This window comes from Streptomyces sp. NPDC005263 (assembly GCF_042872365.1).
Lineage (GTDB): Bacteria > Actinomycetota > Actinomycetes > Streptomycetales > Streptomycetaceae > Streptomyces.
Window position 1 is genome coordinate 926,952 of sequence record NZ_JBIAKJ010000002.1, and the last position, 18,352, is coordinate 945,303.

The window sequence follows — 18,352 nt, forward strand, 5'->3', positions numbered from 1 at the left end:
CACGCCGGCACGTCCCGCTGGTCACGAGTGTCGGAGCCGGTCAAAAAGGAGCGCAAGACGGTCGTATGCGGGCGTAAGCAGTTCTCGGCCAGGCCGTCGGCAGGGCCACATGCAGGTGAATGTCACGGATAGGTGTGAATCTGTCGCATTCCGCGACGACTTCGTTCCCCTCGAGTCGCTCAACGTGACACTCGTGTCACGGAGATTGCGTCTGGCCTGGGCACAAGGCATGGCAAGACTGGCAAGATTGGATGTCGCGCGTGAGATCAGCGCGCTCCGACTGCCGCCGAGCGAGGGAACGAGAGCCGGATGCCCACCAGCGAGCTCTTCCTGAAGGATGTCATCGACATCAAGGAAGACGTCCATGCCGGCGATTTCAAGGTCGAGCTGTCCGGTGGGTTCACCGAAACCGATGCCCGCGTCGCGGAGTACGTGGTCACCGAGCAGTTGCAGGGGGCCTTCCGCAGCGCGCTCGGGCTGGTCGGGGCGGCGGTCAGGTCGGGGAACTCGCACGCCGCGTATCTGCACGGATCGTTCGGTGCCGGTAAGAGCCACTTCCTGACCGTGCTGCACGCCGTCCTGAACAACAACGCGGCGGCCCGCTCCAAGCCCCGGCTGCAGGAGGTCATCGCCGAGCACGACGACTGGCTGCGCGACAGCCGGTTCCTCATGGTGCCGTACCACCTCGTCGGCTCCACGGACCTGGACTCGGCCATCCTCGGCGGGTATGTGCACGCGGTGCGCTCCCTGCACTCGGACAAACCGACCCCCGCCGTCTACCGTGCCGACTCCGCGCTCGTGGACGCGCGCAGGCAGCGGGAGTTCCTCGCGGACGACGCGAAGTTCGTGCGGTGGCTCGGGGACGGGGCCGCCGCAGTGACCCCGGGCGGTGGCGGTGCCGTCGGCGCGGACGGCGATGACGACGACCTCGACCTGCTCGACGCGGACGACGCCGCCCCGGCCGCGGGCAGCTGGACGTCCGCCGACCTGAACCGTGCCTTCGACGCGCCCGCCGGAGACCCGTACCGCGAGGCACTCGTGTCCGCGCTGCTCTCCGGACCCATGGCGGCGTACGCGCAGGGGGCCCGCGGCGACAAGGACGCCTTCGTGCCGCTGGAGAACGGGCTGTCCGTCATCTCCCGGCACGCCAAGTCCCTCAACTACGACGGCATCGTGCTGTTCCTCGACGAGCTGATCCTCTGGCTCCAGGCGCACATGGGCGAGCAGGACTTCGTACGCGACCAGGTGCAGCGGCTGGTCAAGCTGATCGAGTCCGGGGACACCGACCGGCCCGTGCCGATCGTGTCCTTCATCTCGCGTCAGCGCGACCTGTCCCAGCTCATCGGCTCCGACGTGGCCGGTGCCGAGGTGCAGAACCTGGAGCAGCAGATCGAGTACCTGGCCGGGCGCGTCGACGTCGTCAACCTGGAGGACAGCAACCTCGTCGAGATCATCAAGCGCCGCGTGCTGGAACCGAAGCCCGGCATGGAGCCGGTCCGTGACGAGGCCTTCACTCTGGTCGAGTCGTCCAAGGACGAGGTCCGGCAGGTGCTCCTGGACGCCCACGGACGGACCGAGGCCAGCTGGGACGACTTCCGCATGCTGTACCCGCTCTCGCCCGCGCTGCTCAACGTCCTCGTGGACCTCTCCGGAGCGCTCCAGCGTGAACGCACCGGTCTCAAGCTCGTGCAGGAACTGCTGCGGCGCCGTCGCGACGACCTGAGGATGGGGGAGCTGATCCCGCTCGGCGACCTGTGGGACGTCATAGCGTCGGGCACCGGCGAGGCGTTCACCGCCAAGCTGCGCCGGGAGTCCGAGATCGCGCACCGCTTCCACGCGCGCGTACGGGCCCATCTGCTGGAGAAGTACGGGTCCGTCGACGACCCGCGCTACCGGCGGGACGACCGGCTCGTCAAGACGCTTCTGCTCGGCGCGCTCGCCCCCAACGTGCCGGCTCTGGCACGGCTGACCGGGGGACGGCTCGCCGCGCTCAACCACGGCACTATCAGGGCCCGGGTGGGGTCGGCCGGATCGATCGCGGTGAAGGCGCTGAGTGACCTCCAGGCCCAGGGGTTCGGGGAGCTGAGGAGTGAGGGCGACGCCGACCCGGTGTTCCATCTGCATCTGTCCGACCTGGACGTCGAGCCGCTGCTCGAAGAGGTCCAGGGGGTCGCGGACAAGGTCGGGCAGCGGCGGCAGTGGGTGAAGGACCGGCTGTGGGAGGCCTTCGGCATCCGGGACACCCAGGCGTTCGTGTGCGAGCGCGAGGTCGTCTGGCGGGGCACCAAGCGGACCGCCGAGTTCGTCTTCGGGAACGTACGCGATCCGCATCTGCCCGACGAGCAGTTCGAACCGCAGATGGACGGCAACATTCGTTTCGTACTGGACTATCCCTTCGACGAGCCTCAGCGCTCGCCCATTGAGGACGTTCATCGGATCGAGACCCTGAGGCGGTCGGGGCGGACCGGGAGCACCATCGTCTGGCTGCCCGACTTCTTCTCCGAGCAGCGGGCCCGGCAGCTCGGACGGCTCCTGAAGATCAACTATCTGCTGGAGCGGGACCGTCTCGACGATGTCACCGCCACCCGCTCGACCGAGGAACGGATCCAGATCCGCCACCAGCTCAAGGCGCAGAGCGACAACCTCACCACCCAACTCTCCGCAGTATTGGAGCAGTTGTACGGGATCAGCAAGGCGGAGGCCGCGAACGTCGGGGCCGAGGTTCCGGCGGATCAGCACCTGTGGTCGCTGCGGCCCGGCTTCACACGGAAGAAGCCCGAGCCCGGCGTCGGATTCGAGAAGAACCTCTACGCCCTCGCCGACGAGATGTTTGCCGTGCTCTACCCGAAGCACCCCGACTTCGACCCCACCCTCACCCGTAGGCCGCTCACGCTGCGCGAGCTGAAGACCGCGCTCGAATGGATCGGCCGGGCGATGGAGAGCGGCGAGCGCCGGGTCGTCGTCGACAGCCACCAGCTGGCCATGGTGAAGAAGATCGTGCACCCGCTGGGTCTGGGCGAGGTGCACGACGGTCCGCTGAACGTCTCCCGCGACTGGCGGCTGCGGATCAACCAGAAGGCCGCCGACGTCCCTGCCGGGACGGACCTGTCCGTCGAGGACGTCCGCAAGTGGATCGACCAGCTCGGGTTCACCGGCCTGGAGAAGAACGTCAGCAACCTGATCATCGCGACGTACGCGCTGCTCGACGACCGGACGTGGGTGTTCCAGACCTCGCCGCTGCAGCAGGCGCCGGAGCTGGAGCGGATCGGCCCCGGCTACGGACTGCGCGCCGTCGAGAAGCCGACCGACGAGGAGTTCGCGACCGCGCGTGAACGGGCCGGCAGGATCTTCGGGGTTCACGTACCGCCCGCGCTCATCGCGCTGAACGTCGCCAAACTCGCCACCGGTGTGAAGGAAGTGGCCGAGAAGCACCGGGACGCCGTGAGCGGGGTTCGGTCCGTGTTGCAGAGGCGGGCCGAAGAGCTGGGGCTGCCGGGTCCGCAGGGGGCGGACGCTCCGCGTATGAAGTCCATGAAGGCCGCGGCGGACCTGGTGGCCCGGCTCGCCCGCAGTGACGACGGGGCCGTGGTGGTGCGCGAGCTCGCGGCGGTGGCGTACGACGTGACCGACCCGGAGATCGGGGCAGCCCTCAAGCAGGCGCCCGAAGTGCTGGCCGCGCTCGACGACACCAACTGGAAGCTCCTCGACAGCGTGCGCGTCTTCGCCGGGCGGGACGACAGCGTGGGGGACCGGGCGGCGCGGCTGATCCGCGGCGTGGAGGAGACGGCGAACGACCACGAGCAGGCCCGCTCGCTCGTCCCCGTGCTCGACCAGCTCCAGGACCGGGCGCTGGCCCTCGTCAACGAGGTGGCACGCCTGGCGCAGGTGGCCCAGCCCGTGGCACCGCAACCGACCGCGGACGACGTCAGCCTCACGGAACATGGGCAGCCGGTCGTCCAGTCGGGGCCTGTCGTGACGGAGGGCGCGCCCCGACAGGTCGACGGTGGCGAGCGTGCCGTCGTCGACGTACCCGCTCAGGACGTACGCCCGGCGGCTTCGCATGTCGTCGAGCCCACGCGGCTCGAAGCATCGCTCGCCGCCACAGTCGCCGATGTGGAGGAGGAGATCAGGTCGTACCTCGCCGCCCATCCGGGCACGCGCATCCAGGTCACCTGGCGTCCCGTGCCCGCGGACGGCCAAGAGGCCGGTCACTGATGGCCGCTCTGCCCCAGGTGGGCCGCCGCACCATCGAGGCCCTGCTCGCCACGCACGCCTCCGGGCTCGGAGACCGGCGTCTCGTCCTGGTGCACGGGCGCTACTCGGCCGGCGCGCCCGAGGAGTTCACCGTGCGGACGGGGGAGGAGATGCGGCGCGTTCGCGTCAGCCACCAGGCGTCCGTCCTGGGCATCCTCGAGGAGTGGACGAAGCACCGGGACAAGGGCGCCGGTGCGGACCTCCTCGTCGTCACCACCGGCGTCGACGACGGCCAGATCGGCTGGGACCTGCGCGGGCAGGCGGTGCGGCGGCAGACGCTCACGGTGGAGAACGCCGAGATCGTCATGCAGCGCTTCGGAGCCGCCGGACTCGACCCGCGCGTGTACGACGAGGGGTGGCTGCTGGAGGCGCTGCTCGACGCCGAGCCCTCCCAGGGCTGGAGGCGCTCGGGCTCCGTCCTGACGCGGGACGCGGCTCTGCGCGCGCTGGTCGTGGCCCGGCTCGGGCTGGGCAACGGCGACGACGAGGCGGGCTCGGCCCCCGGGACCGTCGTCGACCTGGACGCGCTGCTCACGTGGTCCCGTACACCCGCGGGGCCCCTGCGCTTCGCGGAACTGGAGCGGACGGAACGGGACGAGCTGAAGAAGTGGCTCGGTGAGACCGCCGGCCCGGCGGCACCGGTCCTGATGTCCCTGGCGGAGACCGGGCGCGGCCAGGACGCGATGCCGCTCGGTCTGCTGGGAGCGGTTCTGCGTGACCAGGCCGCGAGCCCGGACGTGGTTCTCGCCGTGGGCGGGCTGTTCGGGCAGGTGATGCCGCGCCGGACCGAGCTGCAGTCCTTCACCGAGGCCGTCGAAGGCGCCCTCATCCGCTGGATCGGCGAGGCCCGGCACAACGAGGCCGCGCGGGCGCGGGTCTTCGCCGTCCTCGACCGCGCCGACCAGCTCGCCGAGAACGCCGGACTCATGACGGCCCTCGAATCCAACCGCTTCCTGTCGTCCAGCTTCACGGCACAGCTGCGGCACGTGGCGGCGGCGGCCCGCACCTCCCCCGCAGCGGGTGAGGCCGCGCTGGCCGAACTGAACGCGCACATGCTGGCCCGGCTGACCACGGACCGCGTCGGCGTGGCCGAGATGGCCGTACGGATCGCCCGCTGGCTGGCCCTCCCCAGCCCCGTGGTCGCGTCGGTGGCGGCCGGAGTACGGGACCAGGCGGGGGAGTGGGGCTGGGCGGACCGGGCGCTCGCGGTGCTGTGGGCCGGAGACCCCGAGGGGGACGCCGCCACGGGCGAGGACCTCAGTGCCCTGTATGCGGCGGCCCGGGAGCGGCGCGAGCGGCTGGACGAGGAGTTCGCGCGAAGGCTGACATCCTGGACGCCGAACGCCACCGCCCTCCATCCCGGTGGCTGCCTGGTCGTGGAGAACGTACTGGCCGAAGCGGTCAGGCCGCTGGCCGGCGACACGGCTCCCCTCGTCCTGGTGCTGGACGGCATGAGCTGTGCGGTCGCGGCCCAGCTCGGCGAGGAGGTCGAGCGCGAGGGCTGGACCGAGGTCGTGCCCAGGGAGGCGGGCGCGGCGGAGCAGCCGCGGCGGATGGCCGCCGTGTCCATGTTCCCGTCGGTCACAGAGGTCAGCCGTGCGTCCCTGCTCACCGGTACAGCGGTCAAGGGCGGGCAGACGAAGGAGAGTTCGGGCTTCGCCGCCTTCTGGCGGCAGCGGCGACTCGACGCTCTGCTCTTCCACAAGGCCGGGATAGAGGGAGGGGCGGGAAGGTTCCTCTCCGAGGAGATCATGGCCGCGCTCGCCTCGGAGGCGGTGGTCGGCGTCGTGCTGAACACCATCGACGACGCCCTCGACAAGGGACAGCAGGGGCGGCGCACCCAGTGGAGCCTGGGCGACGTCACCTATCTGCGGGAACTGCTGTCGGCGGCCAGGGGGTACGGGCGCCCGGTTGTGCTCGTCGCGGACCACGGGCATGTGCTGGAGCGTGGCGCGAGTGAAGGGCCCATGGTGGACGAGGGCGCGGGACCCGGCTCGGCCCGTTGGCGCACGGGTACGGCGAAGGACGGCGAGGTCCAGCTGTCCGGGCCGCGCGTGCTGGAGGGCGGGGGCACCGTCGTCGCTCCTTGGCGGGAGGACATCCGCTACACCGGCCGCCGGGCCGGGTACCACGGCGGCGTCTCGCTCGCGGAGGTCACCGTGCCGCTGCTCGTCCTGGTGCCCGACCGGGACCTCGTTCCGAAAGGGTGGGAGGCCCTGCCTCGGGAGCAGGCGGTCCCGAGCTGGTGGGCTCCGCACAAGGGTGGGCGACCTGAAACCGTCGTCACGCAGGAGGCACCGCGCAGGTCCTCGAAGCGGGGGAAGCCGAAGGAGCAGCCCGCGGGTGAAGGGCTCTTCGCGGCCGCCGAGCTCGTGGCACCGGCCGTGGACGGGGCCGCCCCGGCCACCCTGGGTGAGCGCGTGGTCGCCGGCGAGGTGTACGAGGCGCAGAAGGAGTACGTACGCAAGGCCCCCGAGGGCAAGGTCGTGGCGGCCGTCATCGACGCGCTGGCCGGGGCGGGCGGCACCATGTCACCGGCCGCGCTCGCCGGCGCCATCTCCGCGACCGGGCGGGTGCGGCGCAACATCGACGGGTTCATCGCCACCCTGCAGCGGCTGCTCAACATCGAGGGCTACCCCGTCCTCGGCTTCATCGACGCCGGGCACACGGTGAAACTCGATGTGACCCTGCTGCGCGACCAGTTCTTCCCGAAGGAGAAAACGTGACGTCGTCGCCCGACGTGAGCGCCGTCAGGCGACGGGAAGTCGTCGACGCACTGCGCCGGGGCACCGTGCCGCACTCCGGCCTCGACCTCTTCGCAGTCGGCCTCGACCGGTTCACCGACGCCCTCGACGAGGACGTGGCCGCGGTGGCGCGGGGCGGAGCCGCCTTCCACGCCATCCGCGGCGACTACGGATCCGGCAAGACCTTCTTCGCCCGCTGGCTCGCCGAGCGGGCCAAGCGCGCCGGGCTAGCCACGGCCGAGGTGCAGATCTCCGAGACGGAGACACCTCTGCACCGGCTGGAGACGGTGTACCGCCGTCTCACCGAGCGGCTGTCCACGGCGACCCACCAGCCCAGTGCGCTGCGCGCGATCGTCGACTCCTGGTTCTACACGTTGGAGGAGGAGGTCCTCGACAACGGGGATGTGGACGAGGACGACGAAGCGGCGCTGGGCGAAGCCGTCGACGTACTGATGGAGCGCCGGCTTGCCGAAGTCGCCCGCACCACACCGGCGTTCGCCGCGGCGCTGCGCGGGTACCGGCGCGCGGTCGCAGCCGACGACGCGGTGACCGCCGAAGCCCTCATCGCCTGGCTCGGCGGTCAGAAGTCCGTCGCCGCGTCAGCACGCCGGGCCGCCGGGGTACGGGGTGACCTTGACCACTTCGCGGCACTCGGCTTCCTGCAGGGCCTGCTCACCGTGCTGCGGGACTGCGGCCACCCCGGCCTGCTGGTCGTCCTCGACGAGATCGAGACCCTTCAGCGAGTGCGCGGTGACGTACGGGAGAAGGGACTCAACGCGCTGCGGCAGCTTCTCGACGAGATCGACGCGGGACGCTTCCCGGGGTTGTTCCTCGTCATCACGGGAACGCCGGCCTTCTACGACGGCCAGCAGGGCGCGCAGCGGCTTCCGCCGCTCGCACAGCGGCTGGCGACCGACTTCACCACCGACCCGCGCTTCGACTCTCCGCGTGCGGTCCAACTGCGACTCGCCGGCTTCGACCTGGAACGGCTCGGTGAGCTGGGCAGACGCGTGCGAGACCTGTACGCGGGCGGTGCCCGGCATCCGCAACGAGTCGAGCAGCGGGTGGACGACGCGTATCTCATGGAACTCGCCACCGCCGTGACCGGCGGACTCGGCGGCAAGGTCGGGGTCGCGCCCCGCGTCTTCCTGCGTAAACTCGTCGCCGATGTGCTCGACCGGGTGGACGAGTTCCAGGACTTCGATCCACGCAAGCACTACGCGCTCACCATCACGGACGGCGAGCTGACCGAAGTGGAACGCAACGCGGCTGCCGCACGCGCGGAGGACATCGACCTGGAGATGCCGTGAGTGGCGTCGACGATCTCGAACCCGCACTGGTCCACCACATCGTCAACACGCTCGGCTGGCCCGGACTGCGCCCCCTGCAGGAGGAGGCCATCGGGCCGCTGCTCGCGGGTGACGACGCGATCCTTCTGGCGCCCACCGCCGGAGGCAAGACGGAGGCCGCGTCGTTTCCGCTGCTGTCGAAGATGGTGCAGCAGAAGTGGTCGGGGACGTCCGTTCTCTACGTGTGCCCGCTCAAGGCGCTGCTCAACAACCTGCTGCCCCGACTGGAGACGTACACCTCGTGGCTCGGACGTACGGCCGCCCTGTGGCACGGAGACGTCACCTCCGGCGCGCGGAAGCGGATTCTGGCCGCGCGGCCCGACATCCTGCTCACCACGCCGGAGTCGCTGGAGGCGATGCTGGTCAGCGCGAACGTCGATCACACGTCCTTCTTCTCCGGACTTCGCACCGTGGTCGTCGACGAGGTGCACGCCTTCGCCGGGGACGACAGGGGCTGGCATCTGCTGGCCGTCCTGGAGCGGCTGCAGCGGGTCGTCGGACGTCCCGTACAGCGAGTCGGGCTGTCCGCGACGGTGGGAAACCCGGACGAGCTGCTGCTGTGGCTGCAGGGATCCGGAGCGGGGAAGCAGCCGTCCGCGGTGGTGGCACCGCACCTGGCCGATCCGAAGCCGGAGACATCGGCAGCGGCGTCACCGGCCCCGGCGGACATCCAGCTCGACTACGTGGGGTCCGTCGACAACGCCGCCACCATGATCGCGGCTCTGCACCGCGGCGAGAAGCGGCTCGTCTTCTGCGAGTCCCGCAGGCTCGTCGAGGAACTGGGCGAGAAACTTCGCGCCAAGGGCGTGACCGCCTTCCTCTCCCATGCTTCCCTCTCCGTCGACGAACGCCGTCGCGCGGAGCAGGCCTTCGCGGAGGCCCGCGACTGCGTCATCGTCTCCACGAGCACCCTCGAACTCGGCATCGACGTCGGGGATCTGGACCGGGTCATCCAGATCGACGCTCCGCTCACCGTCGCCTCCTTCCTGCAACGGCTGGGCCGCACAGGACGCAGGCCCGGAACGTCACGCAACTGCCTGTTCCTCGCACTGGACCGCGATGGCCTGCTCGGCGCGGCGGCTCTTCTCGTGCAGTGGTCGCGCGGCTGGGTCGAGCCCGTCGTCCCTCCGCCGGAGCCGCGGCACATCGTGGCCCAGCAGCTTCTCGCGCTGTGCCTGCAGGAACCGCAGGTCGGCGACCGTCTCTGGCAGGAGTGGTGGAACGGCCTCGGCCCGTTCGGCCAGTCCGCCGAGCCGATCGTCCGACACCTGGTCGACAACGGCTACCTGGACCAGGACGGCGGACTCCTGTTCATCGGCCCCGAGGCCGAACGGCGCTTCGGGCACCGGCACTTCATGAACCTCACGGCCGTGTTCACCGCACCTCCGCAGTTCACAGTGCTCCAAGGCCGCAAGGAGATCGGCAGGACGGATCCGAGCCTGCTCACCAAACGGATCGACGGACCGCGGCGGTTGCTCCTGGCCGGGCGGAGCTGGCAGGTCACGTACATCGACTGGAAACGCAAGCGGTGCTTCGTCGAACCCGTCGACGGAGGCGGCAGAGCTAAGTGGAGCGGCGCCGGACTCGACTTCGGTATCTCCTTCGAGCTGACGCGCGCAGTACGAGAAGTGCTCCTCGGGGCGAAACCGCCGGTGGGCCTCACAGCGCGTGCGGAGAAATACCTGGCCGAAGCACGGGATCACTTCATGGAAGAGGTGCATCCAGGCGGCACGGTGATCATTCGTGGCTCGGGTGGATACGTGAGGTGGTGGACATGGGCCGGCCATCGCGCGAACGCCACGCTCGCAGCGACGCTTTCCGAAGTCGCCGTACCTGCCCAGCAGATCAACGACTGCTGGATCCGACTGCGTGAGGACCTCAGCCCCGATGATTGGAGAGAGGCTTCGGCCGCTGCCGCAGACCACCTGTGCCTGCCGGAGGTCGACGAGCGGGCGGTCAAAGGACTGAAGTTCGCGGACGCATTGCCACCCAGGCTCGCCGAATCGACGCTGGCGAGACGGCTGGCGGACCTGGAGTCGGCAACGCAAGCGCTCTCCGAACCTGTGCGCTTCGTTGTACATCCCCGATGAAGGCCCGTTACCAGGATGCGACTCCTGCTTCGCGTCACTACGAACCCCCGTCTGAGGCAGACTCCGCGCCCTACAGCGAGTCCGGTCGAGCGCCGCTGCCAACTGCCGCTTACATCCCGAGGTCGTGCTGCCGCTGCTCCAGGCACCTCAGCCACAGCACATGAGCTGCCCGCGCCTCTCGCAGCGATTCCTGTGCAAACCGCTCGTCTGCGAAGCCAGTCATTGCGGCCCGCTGCACGACGGTGACCAGATGTTCGGCCACGGCCGAGAGACGTTCCCTATGTGCCTTTTCCAGCTGCGGTGCGAGCTCCGCTCCGCGGTTGGCCATCGCCAGAAGGTCGTCGTAGTCCGCATCGTCGCCGTACGTGGATGGGACCCCGGGCAGATCGGTCTCGCGAAGCCGGGACACGTCGGCTGGCGGCGCGTCGTCTTCGACAGCGCCCTCTCGACCCAGAATCCGATTCAGCAGACGTAGCGTCGCCACAGATTTCCGTACCTCACCGGCGATCGCGTCGAGAGCCGTCAGTTCCGCTGCGACCTCTTCCCGGGCCTCCCGGGCGAGCAGTTGCCGAAGGCGGCCCGCGGCATCCTCGCCGCGGGCACCAGCCTCGTCGATCACGCTGTCGCAGGCGTTCAGTTCGGCGAACGCGCGCTCCGCCGTGGCAATCGAGTCCCTCAGCATGCCCGCCGTATCTTCGTCGAAGTGGCCCACCGCACCCCGCAGTTCGGCCACTGTGATGGGCACCGCCTCCAGCAAGTCTTCGATACGAGGCCTGGCGACGGGCGGCCTGCTGTCCATGTTCTGTCCCCCTTGCTCTTGCGGCCAGCCATTCATCAGACGTGGCCGGAAATGTGCGAAGCGTGAACATCGCGTGTCACGCCCACCCCAGAATATGCGTGTGATCACACACGACACCGGCTTCGTCTACGGCATGCGGAATTCCGCGATGCCCGACATGGTGAAAATCGGCCTCACCACGCTGCTGCCGGAGAAACGTGCGGCGAAGATCTCCAGTCACGAGGGCGTACCGCTGCCGTTCGAGGTCGCTTTCCGGGCGCTGACCATGCGCTGGTCCAAGGTTGAGAAGCTCGTCCACCAACGTCTGGGTGAGCAGAGGGTCAACCCGAGCCGAGAGTACTTCTCCGTGTCCGTCGACTTCGCCGTGGAGACCGTCCGCGAGTGCATGTTCGAGGTGAACGGGAACGACGCCTGGGAGGTCGGGGAAATCCATCCCGTCGGCGGCGAGGACCGTATCGCACTCTCCTTGGAGGCGGGCGAGACCTTTGTCCTGCTGGCCCAGCCGTCGTTGTTCGGCGGAGGCGGGTGGGAGCCGCTCGACCTCTGGCAGGCGCACGCCGACGGCGACCAGTTGGAGATCTACGCTGCGGACGGGCCGGACGAGATAGCCGGGTTCAGCGATGGTGACATCGGAGGTGATGACGATCCGTGCCCCATCTCGACGCCGCGGGGAACGTCGTCAACGGGGTACTCATCGGCCGTGAGCGTCTCGCGCCGGGTGACCGCATCCTGTGGATGAGGGACGGGGAACAGCCGGGGGGGGCGTGCAGAGGCGTGCTCTTCGAGGCTCGGGAGTACTGACAGATCGCGTGCCGCACTTGGAACCCACAGGTGACCTCGGACGGGATGCCTCTCATCCTCAACTACATCGAGCGCGACCCTTCGCCCGCCATGATCACTGTTTCCCAGCTCGCCCTCCGCCTCCCAGGCCCGCGCGCCTGGGCACCGCGCCCAACGACCCGCGAAGAGCTGGTTTTCCCCGTCCCCGGCCCCGAATGCTGGCTCCCCCAGCTCGGGCCGAAGTAGAACCGCCCCCTCCGCCGGGGCAGGCGTTCAGCCTGTGCAGCGTGGCTGTCACCGCCCCCACATAGGCTGCTGCACGACGTGAGCCGCAGGACTTATCAGGAGACCGATGACCGACGCATACCCCGAGCTCTACCTGAGACTGCCAAGAGGCGGCCCGGATGCCCGGGGCCGGCTGCTGGGGGAGAAGGGCACCAGCGGGAGCCAGAGGTTCGTCATCGCGGCGGGGTCTCCAGCCCAGATCAAAGTGGTGCCCTCGTTCGCGGCGCGCAAGCCGACGTCGTACCGCACGCGGCAGCTACTCATCTCGCAGGGGGTGCTGCGGCATTCGGATAGGTGGCCGGGATACCTGGAGGCGGCCTGGGACATCGAGTGCACCTCGCCCTCGGCTGCCGCCGAGATCCTGCGGGGCTGCAGTGTCAATGGCTGGGGCGAGTGGAAGTCGGCCGATGGGCGACCACTCGCCCACCTCGATCACATGTCGACCGCGCCCAACCGTGCCTGGCTCATCCGCGGCTCCAACGTAACTGGCGTCAGTCTTGTCCAGCGGCTGTGGCTCGCGGAGGGACTGGTCACTGTCGCCGCCACCTGGCTGCGGCAGGGAGTAACAGCGAACCCGGATCGGAACCTGCTGCGCACGCTCGTGGAGGAGGACTACGAGTCGGCGGCCACGTACAACCAGAAGCAGGAACTCGTCGAGGCGCTGCACGTCTTCCTCACTCGGATGAAGCCGGACGACACGGTGTGCACGCTCTCCGACGGGCGGCTCCACGTCGGCAAAGTCACCGGCGCGGCCGAGCAGATCGCCTCTGAGGACGGGCGGTCCAATCTGCGGCGGCCCGCCGACTGGCAGGACACCAGTTACGAGTGGGAGGAACTACCCGAAGAACTCCGGCAGAAGCTGTCGATCCAGCACGATGTCGTCGACCTCACCGCGGTGCAAGCCCTCATAGACGGGCTGGGGCTGACCGACGAGCAACTGGCCGACGAGGCCGAGGCCACCGTGAGCGACCCGAGCGCAGAACTGCCGGCCCTCACCGCTCGTCGGAAGCTGGACCTTCCTGAACCGGACCAGGCGCTCACAGACCGGCTCAACGTGCACAGTGCTTCGTGGCTGCGTGAGGTGCGCGACCTGCTGTGGGACGAGAAGCAGCTTGTGTTCTACGGGCCGCCGGGAACGGGTAAAACGCATCTTGCGCTGGAACTTGCCGAATTCCTCGGCAGCGGCCCCGAGCAGGTCAAGCTTGTGCAGTTCCATCCCTCCTACTCCTACGAGGACTTCTTTGAGGGCTACCGTCCCAAGGAGGACCCGAAGAGTAAGGAGGTCGCCTTCCGCCTTACGGCCGGGCCATTGCGCGAACTTGCTGACCGCGCAGACAAGGAGGGCAACCGGCACGTCCCTCACTTCCTGATCATCGATGAGCTCAACCGGGCCAACTTGGCGAAGGTCTTCGGGGAGCTGTACTTCCTGCTGGAGTACCGCCGCCAGACCCTGCGACTCACCTACTCCGGTGACGACTTCTCACTGCCGGACAACCTCTTCATCATCGGCACCATGAACACCGCCGACCGTTCCATCGCCCTCGTGGACGCGGCCATGCGTCGCCGCTTCGCGTTCGTCGAACTCTCCCCGCGCACCGAGCCGACGAGCGGCCTGCTGCGTCGATGGTTGGCCGGGAAGGAGAAGGACGCCGAGCGGGCCGATTTGCTGGACGAGCTCAACTCCCGTATCGACGATGTCGACTTCCAGATCGGGCCGGCATACCTGATGAAGCCCGGTGTGGACAGGGAGGGCGGCCTGGAACGCACCTGGCGTACCAAAATCATTCCGCTTCTGGAGGAACACCACTACGGAGAGGGCGTAAAAATCGAGAAACGGTACGGGCTTGCGTCCCTGCGCGCTGCGTTGGCAGCCCGCGAAGACGGGCCCGTCGCGTGAGTGCAGTCGCCGGGTCTGTCGAACTCATCGAGTATGCCAGGGCGGTGAACCGTCCCCTTCCCGATGCGGTGGGCCGGGCCCTCGCCGCCTTACGCATCGTCGAGGCCGCGCCCGATCCATACGTGGCCGGTCACTGGGTCCTGAAGGCCGGCAGCAAGGTGGGCGCCGTGTCCGTGACTGTGCCCGGCGCGGAGCCGGTCACGTTACGGGTCACCCCCAAGGTGCCGATGGCCCGGCTGTTCTTCCTGCTGGGCTACAGCCTCGATCCCCGCGGCTGGCGGGACGGCCAGGTGGACGTGGCAGAACACCATGAGGTGTTGCCCGCGCTGGCGCACGCGTTTGAGCGCCAGGTGGAGCGGGCGATCCGAGCAGGGCTGCTTCAGGGATACCGAGAGACCGAGGACACCGCACTCGTCGTCCGGGGCCGCATCCGCGAGGCTGAGCAGGTCCGCAGACGGTTCGGCGCCGCGCTGCCCGTCGAGGTCATGTACGACGAGTTCACCACCGACACCCCCGAAAATCGGCTGCTGCGCGCCGCCATCGAACGGCTGCTGCGCCTGCCCGGCGTTCCGCGCCCCGTACGGGCCCGGCTGTTGCACCAGCGCACGCGGCTCGCCGACGTCACCCCGCTCGTACGCGGCCAGAGGTTGCCCGAGTGGCGTCCGTCCCGGCTCAACGTGCGCTACCAGCACGCGCTTCATCTGGCGAGGGCGATCCTTGACGGGGCTTCGGCCGAGCATCGTCCAGGCGGTCTACGGATCGACGGGTTCCTCTTCGACATGAACAAGGTCTTCGAGGACTTCGTTTGCGTCGCCCTGCGCGAGGCACTGCGTCCGTACGGCGGACGCGGCGTGCTCCAGGCCAAGGGCGTGACCCTGGACGAGGACGAACGCGTCCGGATGCGACCGGACTTCGTTTGGTACGGCGATGGGAACCAGGGCCGTCCTCTCGCCGTCATCGACGCCAAGTACAAGACAGAGAAGAAGGATGGCTATCCGGGCGCCGACCTGTACCAGATGCTGGCGTACTGCACCGCGTTGGGGCTCCCCGAGGGCCATCTCGTGTACGCAAAGGGCAACGTCCCGCATGCCGTTCATCGCGTGCGCGAGGCGGGGACCGTCCTGCACCAGCACGCCCTGGACCTCGACCAGTCGCCGGACAGCCTTCTGATCGAAGTGACCCACTTGGCCGAGGAGATGGCCGCGACCGCACTGGCGTGATCACTGCAGGTGGCCAGTGTCCCAGACCGGCGTCAGGAGCCCACCGTTCCACAACTCGCCTTCGCCAACACCTTCTGGGAGAGCTACAACGTCCTGGAGAAGCCGGTCAAGGCCGGTGTGCGCGAGGCGACGGCCAAGCTTCAGTCTCCGCGGCCCGACGTCGCAGGTCACAGCAGATCTGACCGTCGAAAGTGCAGGTCCAGAAGGGTGCGGCGGATGTTCCAGGCCTACGGCCACGACGCGTCTGCCGCCACCCACGTAACTGCGCTGCCGCTGACGAGACGGTAGGTCAGCCCCACGCCCGTTCCTGCCAGTACCGAAACGTCCTGACCGCGTCAGGGAGGAGGTCCCAGGGATGGCTCGTCATGTGGCGGCCGATGCGGCGGAAGACGGGGGCGGCGTCCGCCGTGCGTTTCATTCGGGTCAGGGCGAAGGCGAGGAGGTTGAGGTCGGGCAGGGACTCGGCGTGGGGTGGGGTGTCTGTGTGGAACCAGTTGGTCAGGGCGGTGTTGGCCTCGGTGGCCGCCTTGGGTTCGTACCAGTGGCCGTCGGCTGCGAAGGAGCCTGTGGAGGCGTTGGTCGTTCGGTGGGCGACGAGTTCGATTCGGGCTGCGAGGGGGAGTAGGGCCAATGGTGATCCGTGAGGGGCTTGGCTCGTGCAGCGGTCTGCGAAGTCGAGCATCTGCATGAGTGTTCCGTGGCCGCGGGGGGAGAGGTGGCGCAGCATCTGGTGGTGGGCGGTGCGGTTGCACGGGTCGCGGGTGACTGCCTCGGTCCACATCGGGACGGCTGCGTGGGGTGGGGATCCGCAGGCGTACATCAGCCGTAGCACGGCCAGCCACGGGGTGGGGTCCTCCGGGGCGGCCTCCGCCGCTCGTCTGCAGTCGCCGTACACGTCCCATACGTTGGACCAGTCGGTGTGCTGCTTCACCTGGGCGACCCGGGTGCACGCGGCTACGACCAGGGCGTCGGGGTCGCGTGGGCAGTCCTTGGCCCAGCGGTCCGTGACGACCGGTGGGAGGGTGTGGGCCAGTACGGAGATGCGGTGCACTCGTCGGTCCCAGTCGCGGCCCGTGGCGCGGAGGAGTTCGGCCGCGGGTGTCCACAGGGGGCGGGTCGCGCCGGTTCCGAGGCCGTGCATCTGCTGCGAGGGGCGCAACTCGGCGAGGGTTCGATGCAGTTGGCGGTCGTCCAGCTCGGGGCCTGTGACCAAGGGTGTTCGGCGTCGCAGCATGGCAGTCCGGGGGAGGGGAGCGGGCGGGGGCGGCGCCAGGGGCACGCCGAAAACCGGGAACACGCAAGAGTTGCCCGTGCACGCTGTGCGGTTGACAGCGGATTGCGGCGGATTCTTGGGAGTTCCCGGTTTCAGCTTTCGGTGGCCGGTCCGGTTGCCGGTTTACGGAACGGCTTACCGGTGCGGCGGAGTCAGGACAGTCAGGACAGGGGAGCGGTGTCCTGGGTCTTGTGCTTGCCTGACAGTCGTTCGCGGACCAGGGCGAAGACCACTACGCCGGCGGCTGCCAGGGTGGACAGGACGACCTGGTCGCGGCCGCCGCCGTCGGCCGTGTCGGTGAGCATGTAGCCGAGGACGAAGGTGATGAGGGCGATGGTGGCCCAGGTCAGGTAGGGGTAGAGCCACATGCGGACGACCAGCTTCTCCGGGGACTCGCGTTCGATGATCTTGCGCATGCGCAGTTGGGAGAAGCAGATCACCAGCCAGACGAACAGGGCGATCGCGCCGGAGGCGTTGAGGAGGAACTGGAAGACGGTGTCCGGCCAGAGGTAGTTGAAGGCGACGGCGACGAAGCCGAAGACGACGGAGGCGAGGATGGCCGCGCGGGGGACGCCGCGGTTCGTGGTCTGGCCGAAGGCGGCGGGGGCGTCGCTGCGGCGGCCGAGGGAGAAGGCCATGCGTGAGGCGGTGTACAGGCCGGAGTTGAGACAGGACAGCACCGAGGTCAGCACGATGGTGTTCATGATCTGGGCGGCGTGCGGGATGCCGATGGAGCTGAGGGCGGCGACGTACGAGCCGTCCTTGAGGATCGCCGGGTCGTCCCAGCGCAGCAGCGAGACCACGATCAGGATCGAGCCCAGGTAGAACACCGCGATCCGCCAGATCACGCTGTTGGTGGCCTTGGTGACGGCGGCCCGCGGGTCGGCGGTCTCGCCCGCCGCCAGGGTGACGATCTCGCTGCCCATGAAGGAGAAGACGACCATCAGGACGCCGGTGAGGATGGCGCCGGGGCCGTTCGGAAGGAAGCCGCCGTGTGCGGTGAGGTTGGTGAAGCCGCTGGCGGGGTGGTCGGAGCCGGGCAGGAGTCCGAAGAGTGCGAGGCCGCCGATCACGATGAACGCGGCGATGGCGACGACCTTGATGCCGGCGAACCAGAACTCGAACTCGCCGTAGGAGCTGACCGAGACCAGGTTGGTCGCGGTGAGGACGATCATGACGATCAAGGCCCAGCCCCACTGGGGGACGGCAGGGATCCAGCCAGCGAGGATCTTGGCGCCGGCGGTCGCCTCCACGGCGAGCACCACGACCCAGAAGAACCAGTACAGCCAGCCGATGGTGAAGCCGGCCCAGCTGCCCAGCGCGCGGTCGGCGTAGGCGGAGAAGGAACCTGAGGTCGGGTTGGCGGCGGCCATCTCGCCGAGCATGCGCATCACGAGGACGACGAGGACGCCGACGAGCGCGTAGGAGACGAGGATGCCGGGGCCCGCGGCGGCGATGCCGGAGCCGGAGCCGACGAACAGGCCGGCACCGATGACGCCGCCGATCGCGATCATCGACAGGTGGCGGCTCTTCAGGCCGGCCTGTAGGCCGGAGTCGGCCGCGGGGGTGGTCGTCTGCGGATCCGTGGCGGAGGGGGCGGGGACAGGGGGACGTGTGGTCATCTCGACATCCGTAGGGGAGTGGGAGTGGGGAGGGCGGAC

The 18,352-nt window shown here is 69.0% G+C and carries 10 protein-coding genes; 7 read left to right on the forward strand and 3 right to left on the reverse strand.

Annotated features, from left to right (window positions below; all coding sequences use genetic code 11):
• The first annotated feature begins 309 nt into the window (after positions 1–309).
• Genes ACFYRY_RS11430 through ACFYRY_RS11445 form a run of 4 tightly spaced genes read left to right on the forward strand, consistent with a single transcriptional unit; the run spans position 310 to position 10,437 of the window.
• Positions 310–4,215, forward strand: a complete 3,906-nt coding sequence (locus tag ACFYRY_RS11430) for a PglY protein (RefSeq protein ID WP_389142586.1) — start codon at positions 310–312, stop codon at positions 4,213–4,215.
• On the forward strand, positions 4,215–6,980 hold the full coding sequence (pglZ, locus tag ACFYRY_RS11435; RefSeq protein ID WP_389142589.1) for a BREX-2 system phosphatase PglZ: 2,766 nt from the start codon (positions 4,215–4,217) through the stop codon (positions 6,978–6,980). Before ACFYRY_RS11430 ends, pglZ begins: the two co-directional genes overlap by 1 nt.
• Positions 6,977–8,308, forward strand: coding sequence for a BREX system ATP-binding protein BrxD (brxD, locus tag ACFYRY_RS11440; RefSeq protein WP_389142592.1), 1,332 nt, complete (start codon positions 6,977–6,979; stop codon positions 8,306–8,308). The genes pglZ and brxD overlap by 4 nt, the downstream gene beginning before the upstream one ends.
• A complete protein-coding gene (locus ACFYRY_RS11445) occupies positions 8,305–10,437 on the forward strand; it encodes a DEAD/DEAH box helicase (RefSeq protein ID WP_389142595.1) in 2,133 nt (710 codons plus the stop codon). The genes brxD and ACFYRY_RS11445 overlap by 4 nt, the downstream gene beginning before the upstream one ends.
• Before the next feature lie 109 nt (positions 10,438–10,546).
• Here the strand turns inward: ACFYRY_RS11445 and ACFYRY_RS11450 are convergent, their stop codons facing one another.
• Positions 10,547–11,236 carry a hypothetical protein gene (locus ACFYRY_RS11450; protein WP_389142598.1) on the reverse strand — a complete coding sequence of 230 codons (690 nt, stop codon included), beginning with the start codon at positions 11,234–11,236 and terminating at the stop codon, positions 10,547–10,549.
• 94 nt (positions 11,237–11,330) lie between these two features.
• Here ACFYRY_RS11450 and ACFYRY_RS11455 point away from each other — a divergent pair, with 94 nt between their 5' ends.
• From ACFYRY_RS11455 to ACFYRY_RS11465, 3 genes are all read left to right on the forward strand, one after another.
• Complete coding sequence (locus ACFYRY_RS11455) at positions 11,331–11,975, forward strand: GIY-YIG nuclease family protein (protein WP_389143730.1); 645 nt, start codon at positions 11,331–11,333, stop codon at positions 11,973–11,975.
• Positions 11,976–12,368: 393 nt separating this feature from the next.
• Positions 12,369–14,198, forward strand: coding sequence for a DUF4357 domain-containing protein (locus ACFYRY_RS11460; RefSeq protein ID WP_389142600.1), 1,830 nt, complete (start codon positions 12,369–12,371; stop codon positions 14,196–14,198).
• Between the two features lie 44 nt (positions 14,199–14,242).
• Positions 14,243–15,418: an McrC family protein gene (locus tag ACFYRY_RS11465; protein WP_389142603.1), complete on the forward strand. Its 1,176-nt coding sequence runs from the start codon at positions 14,243–14,245 to the stop codon at positions 15,416–15,418.
• A gap of 289 nt (positions 15,419–15,707) precedes the next feature.
• Here the strand turns inward: ACFYRY_RS11465 and ACFYRY_RS11470 are convergent, their stop codons facing one another.
• Positions 15,708–16,631 (reverse strand): hypothetical protein, encoded by a 924-nt coding sequence (locus ACFYRY_RS11470; RefSeq protein ID WP_389142606.1) that lies wholly within the window; start codon positions 16,629–16,631, stop codon positions 15,708–15,710.
• Between the two features lie 221 nt (positions 16,632–16,852).
• Positions 16,853–18,313, reverse strand: coding sequence for an amino acid permease (locus tag ACFYRY_RS11475; protein ID WP_389142609.1), 1,461 nt, complete (start codon positions 18,311–18,313; stop codon positions 16,853–16,855).
• Between the last annotated feature and the right edge of the window lie 39 nt (positions 18,314–18,352).

Coding starts and splice junctions, on each gene's coding strand:
- ACFYRY_RS11430 (WP_389142586.1), top strand. CDS start 310: ATGCCCACCAGCGAGCTCTTCCTGAAGGATGTCATCGACATCAAGGAA.
- pglZ (WP_389142589.1), top strand. CDS start 4,215: ATGGCCGCTCTGCCCCAGGTGGGCCGCCGCACCATCGAGGCCCTGCTC.
- ACFYRY_RS11450 (WP_389142598.1), bottom strand. CDS start 11,236: ATGGACAGCAGGCCGCCCGTCGCCAGGCCTCGTATCGAAGACTTGCTG.
- ACFYRY_RS11455 (WP_389143730.1), top strand. CDS start 11,331: ATGCGTGTGATCACACACGACACCGGCTTCGTCTACGGCATGCGGAAT.
- ACFYRY_RS11460 (WP_389142600.1), top strand. CDS start 12,369: ATGACCGACGCATACCCCGAGCTCTACCTGAGACTGCCAAGAGGCGGC.
- ACFYRY_RS11475 (WP_389142609.1), bottom strand. CDS start 18,313: ATGACCACACGTCCCCCTGTCCCCGCCCCCTCCGCCACGGATCCGCAG.